Origin of the sequence: Shewanella putrefaciens, from assembly GCF_016406325.1 — a bacterium.
Classification (GTDB): domain Bacteria; phylum Pseudomonadota; class Gammaproteobacteria; order Enterobacterales; family Shewanellaceae; genus Shewanella; species Shewanella putrefaciens.
The window spans coordinates 2,733,115-2,753,224 of the sequence record NZ_CP066370.1 but is presented as its reverse complement, the minus strand read 5'-3'; the positions used below and the strand labels follow the sequence as shown (position 1 = coordinate 2,753,224).

At 46.8% G+C, this 20,110-nt stretch carries 17 protein-coding genes; 15 read left to right on the top strand and 2 right to left on the bottom strand.

Features of this window, described 5'->3' with window-relative positions; genetic code table 11:
- Positions 1 to 384 precede the first annotated feature (384 nt).
- A complete protein-coding gene (gene sixA / locus JEZ96_RS12250) occupies positions 385 to 855 on the top strand; it encodes a phosphohistidine phosphatase SixA (RefSeq protein WP_011919532.1) in 471 nt (156 codons plus the stop codon).
- 77 nt (positions 856 to 932) lie between these two features.
- Here sixA and smrB read toward each other — a convergent pair whose 3' ends face one another.
- Positions 933 to 1,463: an endonuclease SmrB gene (smrB, locus tag JEZ96_RS12245; RefSeq protein ID WP_011788894.1), complete on the bottom strand. Its 531-nt coding sequence runs from the start codon at positions 1,461 to 1,463 to the stop codon at positions 933 to 935.
- 81 nt (positions 1,464 to 1,544) lie between these two features.
- On the opposite strand from smrB, the gene prmB reads away from it, so the two are divergent.
- The 6 genes from prmB (at position 1,545) to JEZ96_RS12215 (ending at position 7,232) form a co-directional block, all read left to right on the top strand.
- Positions 1,545 to 2,489: a 50S ribosomal protein L3 N(5)-glutamine methyltransferase gene (gene prmB, locus JEZ96_RS12240; protein WP_011788895.1), complete on the top strand. Its 945-nt coding sequence runs from the start codon at positions 1,545 to 1,547 to the stop codon at positions 2,487 to 2,489.
- Between the two features lie 124 nt (positions 2,490 to 2,613).
- Complete coding sequence (aroC, locus tag JEZ96_RS12235; protein ID WP_014610826.1) at positions 2,614 to 3,708, top strand: chorismate synthase; 1,095 nt, start codon at positions 2,614 to 2,616, stop codon at positions 3,706 to 3,708.
- A 67-nt stretch (positions 3,709 to 3,775) separates the two neighbouring features.
- A complete protein-coding gene (locus JEZ96_RS12230) occupies positions 3,776 to 4,951 on the top strand; it encodes an MFS transporter (RefSeq protein WP_011919528.1) in 1,176 nt (391 codons plus the stop codon).
- 50 nt (positions 4,952 to 5,001) lie between these two features.
- Positions 5,002 to 6,180, top strand: coding sequence for an ATP-NAD kinase family protein (locus tag JEZ96_RS12225; protein ID WP_011919527.1), 1,179 nt, complete (start codon positions 5,002 to 5,004; stop codon positions 6,178 to 6,180).
- A gap of 4 nt (positions 6,181 to 6,184) precedes the next feature.
- Complete coding sequence (locus tag JEZ96_RS12220; RefSeq protein WP_011788898.1) at positions 6,185 to 6,469, top strand: YfcL family protein; 285 nt, start codon at positions 6,185 to 6,187, stop codon at positions 6,467 to 6,469.
- Positions 6,459 to 7,232 carry an RNA methyltransferase gene (locus JEZ96_RS12215; RefSeq protein WP_025008267.1) on the top strand — a complete coding sequence of 258 codons (774 nt, stop codon included), beginning with the start codon at positions 6,459 to 6,461 and terminating at the stop codon, positions 7,230 to 7,232. Before JEZ96_RS12220 ends, JEZ96_RS12215 begins: the two co-directional genes overlap by 11 nt.
- A gap of 75 nt (positions 7,233 to 7,307) precedes the next feature.
- On the opposite strand, the gene mnmC is transcribed toward JEZ96_RS12215, so the two are convergent.
- Positions 7,308 to 9,350: an FAD-dependent 5-carboxymethylaminomethyl-2-thiouridine(34) oxidoreductase MnmC gene (mnmC, locus tag JEZ96_RS12210; protein WP_061783165.1), complete on the bottom strand. Its 2,043-nt coding sequence runs from the start codon at positions 9,348 to 9,350 to the stop codon at positions 7,308 to 7,310.
- A gap of 138 nt (positions 9,351 to 9,488) precedes the next feature.
- Here mnmC and fabB point away from each other — a divergent pair, with 138 nt between their 5' ends.
- The 8 genes from fabB to JEZ96_RS12170 all read left to right on the top strand — a co-directional run bounded on the left by fabB (position 9,489) and on the right by JEZ96_RS12170 (position 20,074).
- Positions 9,489 to 10,700: a beta-ketoacyl-ACP synthase I gene (fabB, locus tag JEZ96_RS12205; protein ID WP_061783164.1), complete on the top strand. Its 1,212-nt coding sequence runs from the start codon at positions 9,489 to 9,491 to the stop codon at positions 10,698 to 10,700.
- Between the two features lie 158 nt (positions 10,701 to 10,858).
- Positions 10,859 to 11,989: a 4-phosphoerythronate dehydrogenase gene (locus tag JEZ96_RS12200; protein ID WP_025008269.1), complete on the top strand. Its 1,131-nt coding sequence runs from the start codon at positions 10,859 to 10,861 to the stop codon at positions 11,987 to 11,989.
- A gap of 2 nt (positions 11,990 to 11,991) precedes the next feature.
- Positions 11,992 to 13,008 (top strand): aspartate-semialdehyde dehydrogenase, encoded by a 1,017-nt coding sequence (locus JEZ96_RS12195; RefSeq protein WP_061783163.1) that lies wholly within the window; start codon positions 11,992 to 11,994, stop codon positions 13,006 to 13,008.
- Between the two features lie 177 nt (positions 13,009 to 13,185).
- The gene (locus tag JEZ96_RS12190; RefSeq protein ID WP_061783162.1) at positions 13,186 to 16,479 is read left to right on the top strand and encodes a FimV/HubP family polar landmark protein; all 3,294 of its coding nucleotides are present in this window, start codon (positions 13,186 to 13,188) and stop codon (positions 16,477 to 16,479) included.
- Between the two features lie 102 nt (positions 16,480 to 16,581).
- Positions 16,582 to 17,367 (top strand): tRNA pseudouridine(38-40) synthase TruA, encoded by a 786-nt coding sequence (gene truA / locus JEZ96_RS12185; RefSeq protein ID WP_011919520.1) that lies wholly within the window; start codon positions 16,582 to 16,584, stop codon positions 17,365 to 17,367.
- A gap of 69 nt (positions 17,368 to 17,436) precedes the next feature.
- A complete protein-coding gene (gene folC, locus JEZ96_RS12180; protein ID WP_025008270.1) occupies positions 17,437 to 18,708 on the top strand; it encodes a bifunctional tetrahydrofolate synthase/dihydrofolate synthase in 1,272 nt (423 codons plus the stop codon).
- A complete protein-coding gene (dedD, locus tag JEZ96_RS12175; RefSeq protein ID WP_014610820.1) occupies positions 18,701 to 19,471 on the top strand; it encodes a cell division protein DedD in 771 nt (256 codons plus the stop codon). Before folC ends, dedD begins: the two co-directional genes overlap by 8 nt.
- 114 nt (positions 19,472 to 19,585) lie before the next feature.
- On the top strand, positions 19,586 to 20,074 hold the full coding sequence (locus tag JEZ96_RS12170; RefSeq protein ID WP_011788908.1) for a CvpA family protein: 489 nt from the start codon (positions 19,586 to 19,588) through the stop codon (positions 20,072 to 20,074).
- Positions 20,075 to 20,110: the final 36 nt, after the last annotated feature.

The following is a 20,110-nucleotide window of genomic DNA, read 5'->3' as shown; positions in this document are numbered from 1 at the left end:
GGTTTTTAGCAAATATCTCTTGTGTTTATCGACTAAAGATTAAGTCGTATACCCAAACCACCTCAAAATGCAGGATTCAGCGGGAATTTAACGCACTTTAGGCAAGGCGGTTATTTGCGAACCTAGTGGGCTAAGTTAAAAATAACCAACACAGCATAAAGTGCGTTAAAAGCCGCCGGGACGGAGCGCCTAGGGCACTCCAATTCCGTGTTGCATCAATTCAAAAGGTAGCCGACATTCTGTCATTGATGCGCCTTGAATTGAAGCACCCTAGGTGCTCTGAAACTCGTATTTTGAGGTCGCTTGGGTATACAGGTTTGTCGAAACGAATTTTAGGGCTACAATTGGGATAAAACAAAAACAAGTGTGGGTAGCGAGAGAAGTATGCAGCTATTTTTGATGCGACATGGTGACGCAGGATTTGATGCTCAATCCGATAGGGATAGAACCCTAACCGATTTAGGAAGGCACCATACCGTTGTGATGAGCAACTGGTTAGCTCGAAGTATCACAGATTTTGATCTTGTCTTGGTTAGCCCTTACTTACGTGCACAGCAAACGTGGCAGGAACTGAGCCAACACTTTCCTGAGCCACGTAAGTGGCTTGTTGCCGATGATCTTGTGCCTTCTGGCGATCCTGCTAATGTTGCCGCTTTAATTGTTGCTTATGCTGAGTTATACAAGGCAGATAGAGTGTTAGTCATTTCTCACATGCCATTATTGGGATACTTAGTGAGTGAATTGGTTGCAGGGGTTGAACCGCCACTGTTTGCCACCTCTGGAATTACCTTGGTCGATAAACATGCCGAGCAAGCGTCGATTGTGTGGCAGCACGCTCCCCATAGTATTAGCTAATTTAGATTTATATCTCTTTTACAAAACAAACGGCCCACATTAAGTGGGCCGTTTGTTTTGTAAAAGCTTGAAGCTAACTAACGTCTATGCGGGAGCTCACCAAGGTCGATTAAGACTAAAAGCGCGGCATCGCCACCCCATTCTTTTGGCGCCTGATGGAAGGCTTTCACCATAGGATGCTGTACTAGCCACATGGGAACTTGTTGTTTCAATATGCCACTGCCGTAGCCGTGCATTACACAGCAACATTGGCTCTGTTGTTTAACGCAGGCCTGAATGAGCGCCGCTAACTCGAGTTTGGCTTCTGACTGACGATAGCCATGCAAATCCAACAGTAAATCGGGTTGGTAATCGCCGCGTCTGAGTCGTTTTAACTCTAAGCTATCCACGCCATCATCTAACCAACGCATCGGTCCTTGTATAGGCAGTAGTGGCTGATAAGTATCTGAGAAATAGCTGTTTGCATGCAGTTGCTGCTCTTTCAGTGCTATTTCCTGTTTGGTTTTTAAGGGCGTGCGAAAGTGCCGCTTATCCTGAGTGATGGGCTTAATACCATCGATAAGCGCTGAGAACATCGCCAAGCCTTCTTTGTCATCGTCTTTATTCATGGCGGGTATTCTATTGAATCCTATGGTTTCTGAATAGAGTTCAGTTACAATGTTTGGCGAACAAACTAGCAGGAGCACGTTTTGGATAAGATCTTTGTAGATGAAGCTGTGACAGAATTACGTACCATTGGCGATATGTTACGTTGGGCCGTGAGCCGTTTTAACGATGCCAATGTTTACTATGGTCATGGTACTGATAACGCGTGGGATGAAGCCATCGCCTTAGTTTTCCACGCTTTACACTTACCAGAAGAAATCGGCCAGCAAGTGATTTTAAGTAACTTGACCAGCAGTGAAAAACACAAAATTGTCGAGTTGATTATTCGTCGGGTGAGAGAACGCTTGCCTGTGCCTTACCTGACCAACAAGGCCCGTTTTGCAGGGCTTGAGTTTTACGTCGATGAGCGCGTGTTAGTACCACGTTCGCCGATTGCCGAAATGATCGCTAACCGTTTTAGCCCTTGGTTATATAACAAGCCAGTCACACGTATTTTAGATTTATGTACAGGCAGCGCTTGTATCGCGATTGCCTGCGCCTATGAATTTGAAGACGCCGAAGTCGATGCGCTGGATATCAGCGAAGATGCCTTAGATGTGGCGCAAATCAATATTGAAACCTTAGGTGTGATGGACAGAGTGTTCCCGATGCAATCGGATCTGTTTTCGGCCATCCCAGAAGGGCCTCAGTATGATTTGATTGTTTCAAACCCACCTTATGTGGATGCTGAAGACATTGGCGACATGCCGGATGAATATCACCATGAGCCGGCTATTGGTTTAGCCTCAGGTCGCGACGGGTTAGATTTAACCAAGCGTATACTCGCCAATGCCGCGCAATACCTCACGCCAACGGGTTTACTCGTGGTCGAAGTGGGAAATTCTATGGTGCATTTGATTGAGCAGTTCCCAGAAGTGCCATTCACTTGGATTAACTTTGAAAATGGTGGCGATGGCGTATTTGTGTTAACTCGCGATCAACTGGTTGAAAATCAATCTGTATTTGGCATTTATCGCGATGCGCAATAGCCTAAAATAGCAAATTAGGTTGAGACTTTTCCCGCTGCCAGTTAGGCTTGCAGCGGGAAAATAAATTGTCCAGTGGTCGCTGGACACGGAGCGATGAACAAATATTCTAAGGTGTACAAAGCGGATGTCTGGAAACAGTATTGGTCAAAATTTTGTAGTGACGACGTTTGGTGAGAGTCACGGTGTAGCACTCGGTTGCATTATTGATGGTTGCCCACCTGGGCTTGAATTAACCGAAGCCGATATGCAGCATGATCTTGACCGCCGTCGTCCTGGGACATCCCGATATACCACGGCCCGTCGTGAGCCCGACGAAGTGCGGATTTTATCCGGCGTTTTCGAAGGTAAAACCACGGGCACCTCAATTGGACTCTTGATCGAAAATACCGATCAACGCAGTCAAGATTACTCAAATATCAAAGATTTATTTCGCCCTGGGCACGCCGATTATACCTACCAGCAAAAGTACGGTATGCGTGACTACCGCGGTGGTGGCCGCTCATCAGCCCGTGAAACCGCGATGCGCGTTGCGGCGGGTGCGGTGGCGAAAAAGTATTTAAAGCAAGTTCACGGTATCGAGATCTACGGCTATATGTCGCAGCTGGGTCCTATTTGTGCTGAGACTATTGATCTTGACCAAATCGAGCAAAATGCCTTTTTCTTCCCCGATGCTAGCAAGCTTGAAGCGCTAGATGAATACATGCGTGAGCTGAAAAAATCCGGTGACTCCATTGGCGCGAAAATCTCCGTTATCGCGACAGGTGTGCCAGTGGGTTTAGGTGAACCCGTATTTGATAGACTCGATGCCGATATCGCCCACGCTTTGATGGGTATTAATGCCGTCAAAGGTGTTGAGATTGGTGATGGTTTTGGTGTGGTGACGCAAAAGGGCTCCGAAGGGCGTGACTTAATGTCGCCGCAAGGCTTTGAATCTAATCATGCGGGCGGTGTGCTCGGTGGGATTTCATCTGGTCAGCCGATAATTGCCCATATTGCGCTCAAACCCACATCAAGTATCAGCGTGCCTGGTCAAAGTATGACGGCGCAGGGTGAAATGGCCGAAGTGGTCACTAAAGGTCGTCACGATCCTTGCGTTGGGATCCGCGCGGTACCGATTGCCGAAGCTATGCTTGCCATTGTGCTGATGGATCACTTGTTAAGACACAGAGCGCAAAATCAAGATGTACGCAGTCTCACACCCGTGCTTGGTATGCGATAAGTGGTATGAGATAGGCGGTATGCAATTATGAATTCGATGCGTGGCATGAGATAAATGGAATGCGTTAATGTCAACTTCTTCTAGCACAAGCCAGCAATTGCGCTGGCTTTGTGCCTGCTATTTTTTCTTCTTTTCTATTCTCGGTACTATGGTCCCTTACCTTGGGGTCTTCTTCGAGAACCGCGGTTTTAATCCTCAAGAAATTGGCTTTCTACTCGCTATCCTGATGGCGACGCGCATCGTTGCGCCGAATGTGTGGGCTAAAGTGGCTGACCGAACGGGGATGCGCGCCGAGCTGATCAAAATGGGCGCGGGAGCCGCCGCGCTGGCGTATTTGAGTTTCTTCTATCATGGCGGTTTTGTGTATATGGCGCTGAGTTTGGCCCTCTATACTTTCTTTTGGAATGCGATCCTCGCTCAGCTTGAAGTGATCACCTTAGAAACCTTAGGCGAGAATGCCAGTCGCTACGGTCAAATACGCAGTTTTGGCAGTATAGGTTTTATCTGCCTTGTGGTGGGTGCGGGCTTTGCTATCGGCCAGTGGGGCACCGAAGTGTTGCCTTATATCGGCTTGACGTTATTTACCGGGATGCTGCTTAGCGCGTTGCCGCTACCCGCCAATCGAGCGGTGCGCCCCGCGGGGCAGGAGCGGCACCGCCTTAAATGGACTAAGCCAATTGTGTGGTTCATGATTTCCGCTATGTTGTTGCAAATGAGCGCAGGGCCTTTCTACGGCTTCTTCGTCTTATATTTAAAGCAAGCAGGTTACTCGGAATCCTCGGCGGGCATATTTGTCGCCCTTGGCGCTATGGCTGAAATTGTGATGTTTATGTTCGCGCCGCGTTTACTCGGCCGCTATGGCGTGAATACCTTATTGATTGTCAGCATTGGCATGACTTGTCTACGTTGGTTATTGGTTGCCTTTGGGGTAGATAGCGTATTGTGGCTAGGTTTTAGCCAATTATTACATGCCTTTACCTTTGGCTTAACCCACGCCGCATCGATTCAATTTGTGCATAAACATTTCGATGCGAGTCACAGAAGCCAAGGTCAAGCCCTATACGCCAGTTTAAGTTTTGGGGTTGGCGGCGCGCTCGGTACTTGGATCTGTGGCTATATTTGGGGCGATGGTAGCGGGGCGGTTTGGTCTTGGGTATTTGCCGCAGTATGCGCCTTTGCCGCTATGCTGGCGGTATTCTTTATCCCTAAGGATAAACCGGGTGTTGCAGCCCATACGGCCTAGTCATATCCATTAAGATAAAAATCAAAAGATTGCGTTAAGTGAGGTAAAGGGTGATTCGGTTTCGTTTAGGGTTAGTTGTCAATCCGTTGGCTGGCTTAGGTGGCAGTGTTGGTCTTAAGGGCAGCGATGGCGTTGCGGAAGAAGCGCTCGCCTTAGGCGCTGAACCCAAAGCCGCCTTGCGTATGATGCAGGCCCTCGAGGTTATCCGCGATTATAGTGATGACATTGAAGTCATTACCGCTTCAGGCATCATGGGTGAAGACGCCGCTAAAACACTCGGTTTTACCACGCGAGTGGTGTATCAAACTCCGGATAAAACTCAGGCACTGGATACGCAGGCCGTTGTGCGTGCGCTGCTGGATGAACCGCTGGATTTACTCCTTTTTGCCGGTGGCGATGGTACGGCCCGCGATGTTTACTCCGTATTTGAACAAGCTACTATCGACGACAAACTCCCTGTGCTCGGCGTTCCCGCTGGGGTGAAAATTCATTCCGGCGTTTATGGGATTACGCCCCATGCGTCTGGCATGGTGGTCAAAATGTTACTCGATGGTGAGCTCGTCAGTTTAATGTCCGCCGATGTGATGGATATTGACGAAGTGGCCTTTCGCCAAGGCACAGTGCGTGCTAAACGATTTGGCGAGCTTTTAGTGCCCGCCGAGCCGCGTTATGTACAAGCGGTGAAGATGGGCGGCAAGGAAGTCGATGAACTTGTGCTGGCCGATATCGCCGCCGATGTGATCAATCAAATGGAAGATGAACTGTACATCATGGGCTCTGGCAGTACGGTTGCCTTTGTGATGGAAGAGTTAGCTCTGGATAATACCCTGCTCGGTGTTGATCTTATTCAAAATAAAAACCTTGTCGGCAGTGATTTAACCGCCAATGAATTACTCGAACTGACCCAAGATAAGCCGACGAAGTTGGTGATTACCTTAATTGGTGGCCAAGGCCATATCTTAGGGCGCGGTAATCAACAGTTATCGCCCGAGCTCATTCGCCGCATCGGAAAAGACAATATTATTATCCTCGCCACAAAAACTAAGCTAAAAGCACTTGATGGACGACCACTAATTGTGGATAGTGGCGACCCTAAATTAGATAGCGAGCTTGGCGGCTATTACAAAGTGACGACGGGCTACCATGATTACGTTATGTATCAGGTGGCCAATCCAGATTTATTGGTCGCAGCAGATGTGTCGGCCAATCCAGTATTAATGGAGAGTTAGACCCATGTTAGAGCATTACGAAGACGCATTAGAACAGTGGATCGCCAGTGTAGTCAGCCATGGTGATGACGATGCTTTGTTTGCCTGTGGCTACTTACAGGGCCATGTGGCCGTAGTGTTATCCCAATTGGAAGCACAGGGTGAAACGGATCTTGATGCGTTAATGCTAAAAATGACCGACTGTCTAGCACTCGCGCGCCAAGAATTAAACGATGCCGATTATGCCTTGGTTGAACAGGCATGGGCACAGCTGCAGGCAAAGATTATAGGCGAATTGGATGTTGCCTAGCTCCCAGCCGATGACTGACAACGAGCAAGTGACTAATACCGAAGTAACGAGTGTAGAAATGCCGAGTGCTGAATTAGCCTGTGAGCAAACGCTCGATGCTAGCGCGGTATTTATTGGTTTAGTGAATCCTAAAACGCCCGTTAACGTCGGTGGCATTATGCGCGCATCAGGTTGTTATGGCGTCAATGGCGTATTTTATACCGGCAGGCGCTACGAGTTAGCCGCGCGTTCGGGGGCTGTGCAATACCATGTCGATACTAAAGATGCTGGCGAGCGCATTCCGCTCACGGGCGTCACTTCATTGTTAGCCGCGATTCCGGCGGACACTCAGCTTATTTGTGTCGATTTGGTGGTGGGCGCAACGCCGCTGCCGGATTTTGTTCATCCCGCGAAAGCCTTTTATGTGTTTGGTCCTGAAGATGGCACCATTGGCCAAGAGATTATCGATAAAGCCGACGCCGTAGTGTATGTGCCTACGGTCGGTTGTATGAATCTTGCGGCTTCGGTCAATGTGTTGCTATACGACAGATTGGCCAAATCCCATCGCGTTGCTGCAAGCCTGACATCGAGCCTAGCATCTGGTCTACCTTCGAACCTAAGTGGCGATGCGCTTATTCGTCAGAGTCGCGATAACAACAATCGTACTCGGGTAAAAGTGGCAAGAGAATCGAGAAAGCCCCGACATATTGAGGCTAGTTGTGTAGAGCCTAGCTGTCTTGAACCTAGCAGCAGTGATAACACTATTGTTGTTACTGCCGCTTAAGTGGTTTACAGAAAATAATAAAAGGGATTAAGCCTTGGCTTAATCCCTTTTTTATTTGTACAGGCGATGGCAAAGCTAGAGGGATTTTCCCTTGAGTAACTTTCGCAACCACATACGATTAGGGTTGAGTTTACACAGGGTTGCTTTATCGAGTGGTATTGGTTCGCCGCAAAGCTGCGCCGCGAGACATTCGGCGGCAAGTGGCCCAGAACTGAGTCCCCGTGAGCCTAACCCACCAAGAATATACAGCCCTTGATGCACCGGCGCTGGCGTGGTTTGCCAGTAGTGGCGACTCTCTTTAGTGAGTTGATGTTGCTCATAATCCTCAAGGATTTTCGCCACATCGGGCGCGCAGCCCATCATAGGGAAATGATCCCGCGTCACCATACGCACGCCAACGCGAGCATTGTTGCCACTCATGTCGATATCATCAAGCCAGCCTTGGTCAGGATAACTTTCATGCATTTTGGCGAGATTTTCTTGCTGCTCCTGCGGGCAAAAATCTAAATGCTTAGGTTCTTTAACGTAACTCGCGCCAAGACAGTGGAGTCCTTGGTGACTTGGGGTTAAATAACCGTTGGCGCACAGCACAGTCGCGAGCTGACTCAATTGAAATTGAGTGGGCACATGGCTGACTTGGCCGCGAAAAGGGCTAATTTGTAATTTGTTACTGGCATCAAATTGCGTGAGTGCTGCGCCATTGGCGAGCACAACTTGCGCAAAGGGGCCAAAGCGATGCTTAGCGGTGATTAAATACCAACCTTCACTTTGATGCTCAATTTCAAGGATCTCAGTCTCCAAATGGAGTTTGACCTCGGTAAGCTGCTGCGCTTTTTGTAGTGCGGCTTCGGCATATTCGTAGGGACAAACCCAGCCAGCCAGCGGATAGAAAAAGCCTGATTTGTCAATATTAATGTTCGCAAGAGAATTGGCCTGCTGCGCATCGACTCGATAAGCGATTTCACTTGGCCAGTTCTGGCTTTGAATAATTTTATCGAGTCGTAATTGGCTGCGTTCATCGTGGGCGGTTTGCAATACCCCGCAAAAATTATGGGAAATCGGCGTTTGATTTGGGGCGGGGACAGATGTCAGCGCCTGTACTCTACGGCGGCTAAATAAGAATGCCTGCTGGAAGAAGCGGCTTAATTCATCATTTTCTGGGGTCAGCAGTGGATAAATCGCTCCTTGGCGGTTGCCCGAAGCGCCTTGGCCAAGCTTGGCATCTTTACAAAAGATCTGCGTGCTTTGGCCACGCTCCGCCAAAGACAGCGCCAAATGCGCCGAGGCTAACCCGCCGCCTATGATGGCAATCGAGCTGGGCGGCACCGAGGGTAAGATTGCAGCCATAGGATTAAAGGCATAGGCTTTAGCGTCTTGCTGGCGTAAGACGTGGCGCTCGTGTAACAAAATGGCATCAGGCTGAGGGTTTGTCTGTATTTCAGCGCAGGTAAAATCCCTCACCTCAAAGCCACAGGCTTGGAAACGATTGACTGTTGTTTCGCTTAATCCGCTTGATTCGTTTAATCCAATCGTTGCAACAGTGGCGCCATCGTCACTGAGTTTTGCCATCTGCCAATGGATCTGCTGATGTAACCCATTTTGTAGATGGGGCAATACCAGCCAGTGCTGAACGGGGTGCAGCGGAGAATTGATGAGTGAACTGAGTTGGGATTGAATATCACCAAAGTGCAGATCGATTGTGGTACGACCGTCATCAAAAATTAATCTCTGACAACCTATAATAGCCGTCGGCTCTGTATGAAGTAAGCGTTGGGCAAGTGGCTCAAGTTCAGGCACTTTGGTTAAACTGGCGGATTGATCCCAAAGTAATTTAAGTTCGTACGCATTAATCGGATGGGGTTCGAAGACTTTAAGGAGTAATCGTTGGTTAGGATTCGTCTGAGTGCGCCACCAAGATAAGAGTTCAAGCCCGTTGCCTAAACCCATTTGGCCTAATACTAAGAGTTTTTGCTGTGAATGAGCCTCAAATACCCGCTGCTGATAAATGCTCAACTTGCTGAGATAGTGTGCATCAGTGTGAGCTGTTGCGGGATAAAGGTTGATTAATTGCAGGTAATCGCGCTTAATTTGGCAAGGTTTATTGGGCTCTGCAGTCAAAGAAATTTACTCTCGGTCTCATAATTGGCATTATTTTACTCGCCTTTATGGAAAGCTGACCACTTAATTGAGTCAAAACAGATACTATTGGCTCAGCGAAAAGTAGGTACTGACATGTACACAATGGATAGCAATAAAATGAAAAGAGTCGTGATCACCGGAATGGGTGTTGTTTCAAGTATCGGTAATAACAAGCAAGAAGTGACCGAGTCACTGAAAGCGGGCCGCAGTGGTATTACGCATTCAGCTCAGTTTGAAGAGATGCAATTACGTAGCCATGTATGGGGTGACATCAAGTTAAACCCTGCTGAGCATATCGATCGTAAGGCATTGCGTTTTATGGGTGATGCGGCAGCTTATGCCTACATTGCTATGCAAGAAGCGGTTGCCGATGCCAATTTAACTGAAGAGCAGTATTCAGATCCGCGCGTAGGGCTGATTGTGGGTACAGGCGGCGCATCATCGTCTAACCAAGTACAATCTGCCGATACACTGCGTGAAAAAGGCGTTAAACGTGTTGGTCCGTATATTGTGCCTCGCATCATGTCGAGCACGGCCAGCGCCTGTTTAGCCACGCCATTTAAAATTAAAGGCATGAATTATTCTATCAGTTCAGCCTGTGCAACTAGCGCCCACTGTATTGGTCACGCCGTTGAACTTATCCAAATGGGTAAGCAAGACATGGTGTTTGCCGGTGGTGCTGAAGAAGTGGATTGGACACTGACCATGGGCTTCGATGCTATGGGCGCACTGTCAACTAAGTACAATGCCACACCCGAAAAAGCCTCTCGTACCTATGATGCTGACCGTGATGGTTTTGTGATTTCTGGCGGCGGCGGTATTTTAGTGGTTGAGGAGTTAGAGCATGCTCTGGCTCGCGGCGCAAAAATTTACGCTGAAGTCATTGGTTATGGCGCGTCTTCAGACGGTTATGACATGGTGGCTCCATCGGGTGAAGGCGCTGTGCGTTGTATGCAAATGGCGATGATGGATGTCGATACCCCAATCGATTACATCAATACTCACGGCACTTCAACGCCAGTGGGCGACGTGCGTGAATTAGAAGCGCTACGTGAAGTCTTTAAAGACAAGTGCCCACCGATTGCATCGACTAAGTCTATGACAGGTCATGCATTAGGCGCCGCAGGCGTACATGAAGCGATTTACAGCTTAATCATGATGGAAAACAGCTTTATTGCCCCAAGCATCAATATCGATAATCTGGACGAAGCGGCGAAAGATATGCCTATCGTGCGTGAATATCGCGATGTTGAGCTGAATACAGTCATGAGTAACAGCTTTGGTTTTGGTGGTACAAACGCCACGCTAGTGATGCGTAAATTCAAATAAGTTTGTTTATCAGATACGATAGAAGGGAAGCTTAGGCTTCCCTTTTTTATGAGCATTTTTGTAAACCTGTTGCATCAACAAGGATTTATCCCATTAGTCTTGTTAGAATACCGAGCATCTTGATGCCTTCCATTCCCATTTTTTCAAATCAGGTGCCCATGAAGATTTTAGTCGATGAAAATATGCCCTTTGTTGAACCGCTATTTGGTGATCTCGGGGAAATTATTCCTGTTAATGGCCGCACGTTAACCGCAGCGCAAGTGCGCGATGCCGATGTGTTATTAGTGCGCTCAGTCACCAAAGTGAATGCCGAGTTGCTCTCGGACAATCATCAACTGAAGTTTGTCGGCAGTGCCACTATAGGCACAGATCATGTGGATTTAGCCTACCTTGGCGAGCGTAATATCCCCTTCTCTAATGCGCCAGGTTGCAATGCGACTGCGGTGGGGGAATTTGCTTTTATCGCTATGCTGGAGCTAGCACAGCGCTTTAATTCGCCGCTTAAGGGCAAGGTCGTCGGCATAGTGGGCGCGGGCAATACTGGTACTGCAACAGCAAAATGTTTGCAAGCCTATGGTATTAAGGTGTTGCTTAATGATCCCATCAAAGAGAAACAGGGCGATCCGCGCAGTTTTGTGAGCTTAGAGACTATCATGGCACAGGCCGATATCATCAGTTTGCATGTGCCCATCACGCGCACGGGCGAGCATAAAACCAAACATTTATTCGATGAGGCGCGCTTAAAAGCGCTCAAACCCAATATATGGTTAGTGAATTGCTGTCGTGGCGATGTGATAGATAACAAAGCACTTGTCAGAGTTAAACGCCAGCGTGATGATCTCAAACTTGTACTCGATGTGTGGGAAGGCGAGCCAACACCTATGCCAGAACTCGTGCCACTGGCTGAATTTGCCACGCCGCACATTGCAGGTTACAGCCTAGAAGGTAAGGCGCGCGGCACTTTTATGCTCTATCAAAAACTGTGTCAGTTACTTAATATTGCTGCCGATAAAAGCCTGCTGGATCTCTTGCCAAGCTTTAATATTAAGGCAGTTGAACTGGCGACAGCACCTGACGAAAAGGCACTCTTACAGTTGGCACGTTTTGTTTATGATTTGCGCGATGATGACAAGATGTTCCGAAATATATTCTTAAATGAGAATGGCTTTGACACTATGAGAAAAAATCACCGACATCGACGCGAATTTAGTGCATTGGCGCTGGCGTATGACGGTCAACTTGAGGTAGATTGGTTATCCAATTTAGGGTTTTCAGGAGTCGGTCAGTAGCTATGTCACAGGAATTTAATGTTGTCGTTTTAGGTGCGTCGGGCGCAGTGGGTCAAACTATGATTGAGATCCTTGAAGAGCGTAATTTCCCGGTTGCCAATTTGTACCCTTTAGCCAGTAGCCGCAGCGCCGGTGAAACGGTCAGCTTTCATGGCAAACAAATTACCATTCTGGACGTAGAGACCTTCGATTGGAGTCAAGCCCAAATCGGTTTCTTCTCTGCTGGTGGTGATGTTTCTGCCATATGGGCACCGATTGCCGCTGAAGCAGGTTGTGTTGTGATTGATAACACCTCTCACTTTAGATACGACATCGATATTCCTTTGGTTGTACCTGAAGTGAATCCGCATGCTATCGCGGATTTTCGCAATCGCAATATCATCGCTAACCCAAATTGCTCAACGATTCAAATGTTGGTGGCACTTAAGCCTATTTATGATGCCTATGGGATCAGCCGTATTAATGTCGCGACTTATCAGTCAGTATCGGGTACAGGTAAAAAAGCCATTGAAGAGTTAGCGCATCAGTGCACTAAATTACTGCAAGGTTTACCCGCTGACGCTGAAGTCTATCCGAAGCAAATCGCTTTTAACGTATTGCCACAAATCGATAAATTTATGGATAACGGCTATACCAAAGAAGAAATGAAAATGGTCTGGGAAACCCAGAAGATTTTCGGTGACGATGAGATTTTAGTGAATGCGACAGCTGTACGTGTGCCTGTGTTTTATGGTCACTCGGAAGCCATTAATATCGAAACCCGTCAGCCTGTTGATGCCGAAGACGTTAAAGCTTTACTGCGTAATGCCGAAGGAGTGGTATTGTTTGAATCCGATGAGGATTATCCAACAGCAGTGACCGATGCCGCAGGAACCGATCCGGTTTATGTGGGTCGCATTCGTAAGGATATTTCTCATTCTCACGGCATTAATCTGTGGGTCGTGTCTGACAATATTCGTAAAGGTGCAGCCTTAAATAGTGTGCAAATTGCCGAGATCTTAGTGAGAGATTATTACTAAGTATTAACGTGCATTTGATGCCATTGAAAAAGCCTGCTGTCAGCGGGCTTTTTTTGTTTTACAATTGTGAACAGTAGCAGGGCGGGGATTTCTAGTTTATAGTAATCTCAATAAATACAATTGCCTAAAGCCTGTTATCAGCGAGATAACTTTACAGCGCTTCAAAGGGAAGGATTGATGAAATTTCGCACTTCGTATCTTGTCGGTCTAATGGCCACTGTTTTAGCTGTTTCTTCTACTGCTTATTTTATTGATCCCGCTGTTGCTGCAGATACGCCTAAAGTAAAACCTTTAAAAATCATGGGGCCAGACGGACAGATCCGTCAAGTTAATCAACAATATGGTCCAACGACCTCAAAAGACACTTTTTGGAGTATTGCACAAAAAGTCCGCCCCGATGCGAGTGTGAGTGTCTATCAAGTTATGGCTGCTTTATTTGAAGCCAACCCCCACGCCTTTAACTCTGATAATTACAACAGCCTTGAGCGTGGCATGATTTTGCTTATTCCTTCGAAAGAAGTCATGCTTGCCATTCCCAATAGTGTGGCAATTGCTCGTGCTGAACGTGATGATAAGTTAGCGCGTGCAGGCGTAAAATCTCCAGCTAAGACAACCACTCCTCGCGCTAAAGAACCTAACACCACGAAAGCCATTGCGCAGACATCACCTGTCGTTGCTCCTGTTGTTAAGGTTGAACCTAAAACTGAGCTTAAGGTTGAACCTAAAGTTGAGCCAAAGTCTGAACCTGTTGAATCTAAACAGGATGCTGTGGCAAAAACAGCCACTGTGGTTAAGTCTGAACCTAAAATGTTGAGTTCGGATGTCAATGCACGCCTAGAGGCTGCGGAGCGGAAAACCCTCTCTTTGACCGATGAATTAGCTCGAACCCAAGATCAACTCTCAGTTCGTAACTCGGATGTTGAAGCATTAAAAGCTAAGGTTGAAGAATTAAATCAACAAATTGCGGTACTTGAAGAAACGCTTCTTGCTAGTAAGCAGCAGAACCAAGCGTTAAAAGCAGAAGTGGAAGCGGCACAATCCGCTGATGTTGTTTCCGTTTCTGAACCCGATATGCCAATAGAGCCAGATGACTTATGGCGGAAGATTATCAATAATCCTGCAATGTTAATTGCAGCCGCAGTAATACCTGCGCTACTGATTTTATTACTTGTATTTATGATGCTTCGTCGTAAACGTAATAAAGAGCGCCGTGAGTTAGCGGCGCAACAAGCCGCTATGGCTGCCGCTGGCGCAGGTATGGCGACAGGAGCCAGTATCTTATCGATGGATGAGGATGACCTCCATGATATGGCCATTCATTTAGATACGGATCATGCTGATTCTATAGATAGCTTATTAGATGTTGGCAGTGTAAGCCTGCAACCTGAACAAGGTATGGTTGATAGTGATGAACAGATGAACATCGCCTCTGAAATGTTTATCGATACAGGCAGTACGCAAGCAGAACCACAATTTGAAGAAGACGAAGGTCAATCACTTGATGACCTTTGGGCTGAGGCTATGGGCGATCAAGAGGAGGAATCCGTTGAGGATAAACCTAAATCAGGGAACATTCTTGAGGAGGAAGATCTCGATGCTCTGTTGGCGGGACTTGGCACGGAAGACTCAGCCAATCAAGCCCCTGATGATGTTGATACCTTAGCGAATGTTGCTGAAGCGTCGGTTGATACTGATGATTTTACGGATATTGAAACTCCGGAGAACAATGATGCAAGCATTGATTTAGGCGCTGAAATTGCCGCAGAACTGGATGCTGAGTTAGATGATCTTGATATCGATAACAATGATGATATCGATGCGTTACTTGCCGATTTCGATAAACTTACACCTTCAGAACAGGCTGCTGATCTTGGTGAGGAAATTGCCGCAGAACTCGACAGTGATCTTGAGTCTTTGGGGGTAGAAGAGATTGATGATATTGATGCCTTATTGGCGGATTTTGATAAGCCTACCGCCCCTGAACCCGATTTACGCGATGAAATTGCTGCTGAATTAGATGAAGAACTGAATGATATTGCAGTAGCCGATACCGAGGATATTGATACCTTACTTGCTGGGTTTGATGAGCCAGCCAGTGCTGCTGTATCTGTGGATGATGACGTTGCCCAAGAAATCGCTGCTGAGCTCGAAGATGAACTCGATACCAATTTGTCAGCCACCGATGATGATCTTGAACAGCTTCTTGCCGAATTTGATATGCAAGATGAAGACGATATTGCTCCCCACAGCGATATATTTTCAGAAACGGGAACAGTCGATACACCAAGTATTGCCGATAATCGCGGCATGCATGATGAGATTGCCGAAGAACTCGAAGCATCATTACCCGAAGATCTTTCAGATTCAGAAGATGATCTTGATGCACTTTTAGCTGAGTTTGATGTTCCAGAACAGGGAGAAGCTGACAGTGATGATTTCAACTTTGATATAGAAACGACGCCGCTTGATACTCAAGAAAGTCCTACAGATGAAGATAATTTACTCAAAGGGATTGGAGCTAGCCACGCGCTTGACGGCACTGATGATACTTTTACCTTAGTAGAAGACCTCAGTGATAATATCGATGCGACTGCCGAAGACGCAAAATTCACCGGTTTCAATAGTGATGATGTTAATTCCGATGCTCTGACTACAGCGGCGCTGGCCGCTACTGTTGCTGCAGCAGCGAGTGCTAAGGAAAAAGAATCCTCTTTCTTCAATGATTTAAAAGCAAATAAGAGTAAAGAACCCCACGTGCTGGATTGGGATACAGAGCTTGATTTTGCGTCTACATCCCCAGAGCCTAAGGTTAATATCACACCAACCCTCGATGAGTCGATGGATGCGAGTTTAGATGCACCAGTGATTGCTAAGTCGAGCGCGCTTGATTTTCCATCAGAAACCACTAGGGCTGAGCCTAAAATTGACTTTAATCTTGATGATGATCTCGATTTAAGCACAGATCTTGATCTGAGTGATGACAGTGTTCTTGCGGCATTTACCGCAAATACCGATTTTGATGACGATGATATATTAACGACCGAAGATAGCTTTGCCCTCGATGATGAACATACTCTGACGGTCGATGAAGCCTTAGCCGCATTGGATGCGCAGGAATCCCGTCAATCAAAAAAATTAGTGCCAGAGCACGATTTGACCAACTTCCAGAATGAAAATGGTTTTATTGATATCGATAAATTACTTAACGATGCGGAGCAAGATCGCTCCGATATAGATCTCTATCCTGAAGTTGACATTGAGATGAGTGACGTTGGTGCCTTACTTGGCGATGCCGCTATGATTGATGTCGATGATGAAGAAAACTCGGTCAGTGCCAAACTGGATTTAGCCCGTGCTTATATTGAAATTGACGACAGTGATAGTGCAAAAGCATTGCTCAAAGAAGTGCAAATAGATGGTAATGAACACCAACAGGATGAGGCCGGACGTTTACTAAAAGAGATTAGTTAATCTCGATTAACCGAGTTTCAATCTAACGGCGCTTCGGGCGCCGTTTTTTTTAAGGGATGCTGTGATAAAATGCGCCGCTAAATTCATTGTGAGGGTGTGTGGATGCGAATTGCATTAGGTATTGAATATGATGGCAGTGGTTATTTTGGTTGGCAACGTCAGGCCGAAGTCGATTCAGTACAAGGGCAATTAGAGCGTGCTTTATCGATAGTGGCAAATGAACCTATAGGGTTATTTTGTGCCGGACGTACTGATGCGGGTGTGCATGCCACAGGCCAAGTGGTGCATTTTGATACGAATGCAATCCGAAATGAAGGCGCTTGGACTTTAGGGGTAAATGCTAATTTACCTGATAATATTGCCGTACGTTGGGTCAAGGAAGTCGACGACAGTTTTCATGCGCGCTTTTCGGCCACCGCCAGACGCTACCGTTATGTGATTTATAATCACAGTTTTCGCCCTGGGATTTTACGCCATGGTGTAAGCCATTATCACGGTAATATTGATGCCGACAAAATGCACCAAGCGGCGCAGGTACTTTTGGGTGAGCAGGATTTTACCAGTTTTCGCGCGGTGCAGTGTCAGTCGAAAACACCGTTTCGTAATGTGCATTGCGTCAATGTTACGCGCCAAGGCATGTATGTGATTGTCGATATCGCCGCCAATGCTTTCTTGCATCATATGGTGCGTAATATCGTCGGTTCATTGTTAGAAATCGGTCTAGGTAATCAGCCACTGACTTGGATGGGTGATTTGCTCGCGTTAAAAGATAGAAACCAAGCCGCAGCAACGGCTAAACCTCATGGACTCTATCTAGTTGATGTGACTTATCCAGAACAATATCAATTGCCTAAGCTCGCGCTTGGGCCATTATTTATGTTGGATTAATGTCGTTGGGATAATTAGACCAATATCTGAATATGATTATCGAGCGTGATTAAAGGAAGGAAATAACAGATGCTAACAGCCCCCGCGTCAAATGCAGCACTGGAACAGTGGTTGGATTATTTGTTGTCCATTCATCCAAGTGAAATCGATATGGGGTTAACCCGTGTCGCTAAGGTCGCGCAAATTCTCAATCTTTTGGATTTAGGTCAAACCAAAATAGTGACAGTGGCGGGAACGAACGGTAAAGGCACCACTTGTGCCATGCTCGAAAATATTCTGCGTTTATCTGGCTTAACCGTCGGTGTATATAGCTCGCCGCACATGCTGAAGTACAATGAACGAGTGCGAATCAATGGTAGCGATGCCAGTGACGGTGCTTTTGTTGCGGCATTTGAGCAAATTGAAGCCGCACGCGGCGATATTTCTCTGACCTTTTTTGAATACGCTACGCTTGCAGGCTTGATACTCTTTAAAGCGGCAAAGCTTGACGTGGTTATTTTAGAGGTCGGTTTAGGTGGGCGTTTAGATGCCACTAATATTATCGATGCCGATATCAGTGTGGTCACGTCAGTCGACTTAGATCATGAAAGTTATTTAGGTAATACCCGTGAGCTTGTGGGCCGTGAAAAGGCAGGTATTTTCCGCTGTGGTAAACCTGCGATTGTGGGGGAGCCTAACTTGCCACACACAGTTAATGAAGTCGCCAATGAGGTGGGCGCAATCTTATATCGCGTTGGCAACGAGTTCAGTTATCAAGTCCATGGCAAGCTGTGGGATTTTAAAGGCCAAGTACTCAAACTGCACGATTTAGCGTTACCCGCTTTGCCATTACCTAATGCGGCGACTGTATTGGCTGTGATTGAACAGGGGTGGCCGAATATCGCGCCTGCTGTTATTGCAGAGGGGATTAACTCGGCTCGCTTAACGGGTCGACTGGAACGGGTGAGTGAGCAACCGTTAGTGCTACTCGATGTGGCTCATAATCCCCATGCGGCGCGGTTTTTGGTACAACAGTTAGCATCAATGGTTGTGGGTAAGCGCGTCTTTGCCCTTTGCGGTATGTTGAAGGATAAAGATATCGCGGGTGTATTACCTGTGGTTGATCCTTTAGTGGATACTTGGTATTTAGTCAGCTTGCATGGTGAACGTGGGGCGAGTGCAAGCCAATTACGTAAAACCTTAGCCGCAGAGGCTAATGCGTTTGAATTTGAGGGAATAGATGCCGCTTGGTCGGCATTAAAAGCGCAAATTAGCCCTGATGATGTGGTAATTGTGTTTGGCTCCTTTTACACTGTGGCAGGATTTAAATCTCTATTTAAGCAGGATGTCAGTTTTGTCTAGCCAGTTTCATAATCGTTTAGTCGGCACTGTAGTGCTGGTCGCCCTCGGGGTGATATTTTTACCGGATATTTTGGACGGCAAAAAAGAGCGTCAAGAAGAGCAGTTTGCAGAAATCCCTTTGCGTCCCCCTCTCGTTGAGCAGCGGAAAAATGCCGATGATATGTTTGAGGTGCTATCGACCAAGGAGGTCGTGGCACTTGAAGGGGAAGACGCTGTTGGTACTCATTCAAGCAGTGACGAAGCTTTGTTAGCGCAAGCGGTTAAAACAGAACCCGCAACATCTGTTCCTGCTAAGGAGGTTGTTAAACAAGACACGTCTAAACCGGAAAATAAGCCTGAGCCAACGAAATCCGAGCCTAAGAAAGAGCCTGCTAAATCGGCTGTGGCTAAGTCTGAACCCGTGAAAAAGCCTGAGGTCAAATCGACCACAGTTGCAAAGACAGAAAAGCCTAAAGCTGAAACGGCAAAAACCACTAAAGATGATGGTATTAAAGTCGTGAGCCGCGACTCGATTAAACCAGGGCTAACCTTACAATTGGGCGCTTTTAGCAATGCCGCTAACGTCAAAGCATTGGTTGCACAGCTACGTAAAAATGGTTTTAAAGCGTACACTATTCCAGACACTCCAAGGGATGGCGTATTAACCAAAGTCTTTGTTGGTCCCGATGTCTCTGAAGCCAAATTGAAGAAAATGTTAGAAGATATTGAAAGCCTTACTGGCTTAAAAGGGCGGATTGTCCCTTTTAATCCTCTGGAATCTTAATGGCGATAACCCCCTTGAGACTGAAAATAATTTATTTACCCTCTAGGGGTGAGAATCATTTCAGTCTCTGGTAGAATCGCGCCGTCTTAAAGCCCATGTCGGAAAGCCATCTCAATGGTTTGGATTGATTACGCTATCATATTCGTCATCGGATTATCGACTCTTATCAGTCTGATCCGTGGATTTGCCAAAGAAGCCATGTCCTTAGTGGTATGGTTTGCGGCTTTCTTTGTTGCCAGCCAGTTTTATCAAGATCTTGCCGTTCATTTAACCCAAATGAACGATGAAATGCTGCGTAATGGTGTATCCATTGCCATCCTCTTTATTACCACCTTGATACTCGGCGCCTTAGTCAATTACATCCTTGGGCAACTAGTTGTTAAAACAGGATTATCTGGCACTGACAGACTCTTAGGTCTGTGTTTCGGTGCCATTAGAGGTGCGCTTATTGTTAGCGCCTTGTTGTTTTTTATGGATGCTTTCACAGGTTCTCCCAACGCCCAATGGTGGAAGGATTCTGTGCTAGTGCCCGAATTTGGCGTTGTTATTCAATGGTTTTTTAACTATTTGGAAAACACCTCCAGCTTTGTACCCAAAATATAAAAAAGACAATAAATTTATCCTAATTGATGAATATAA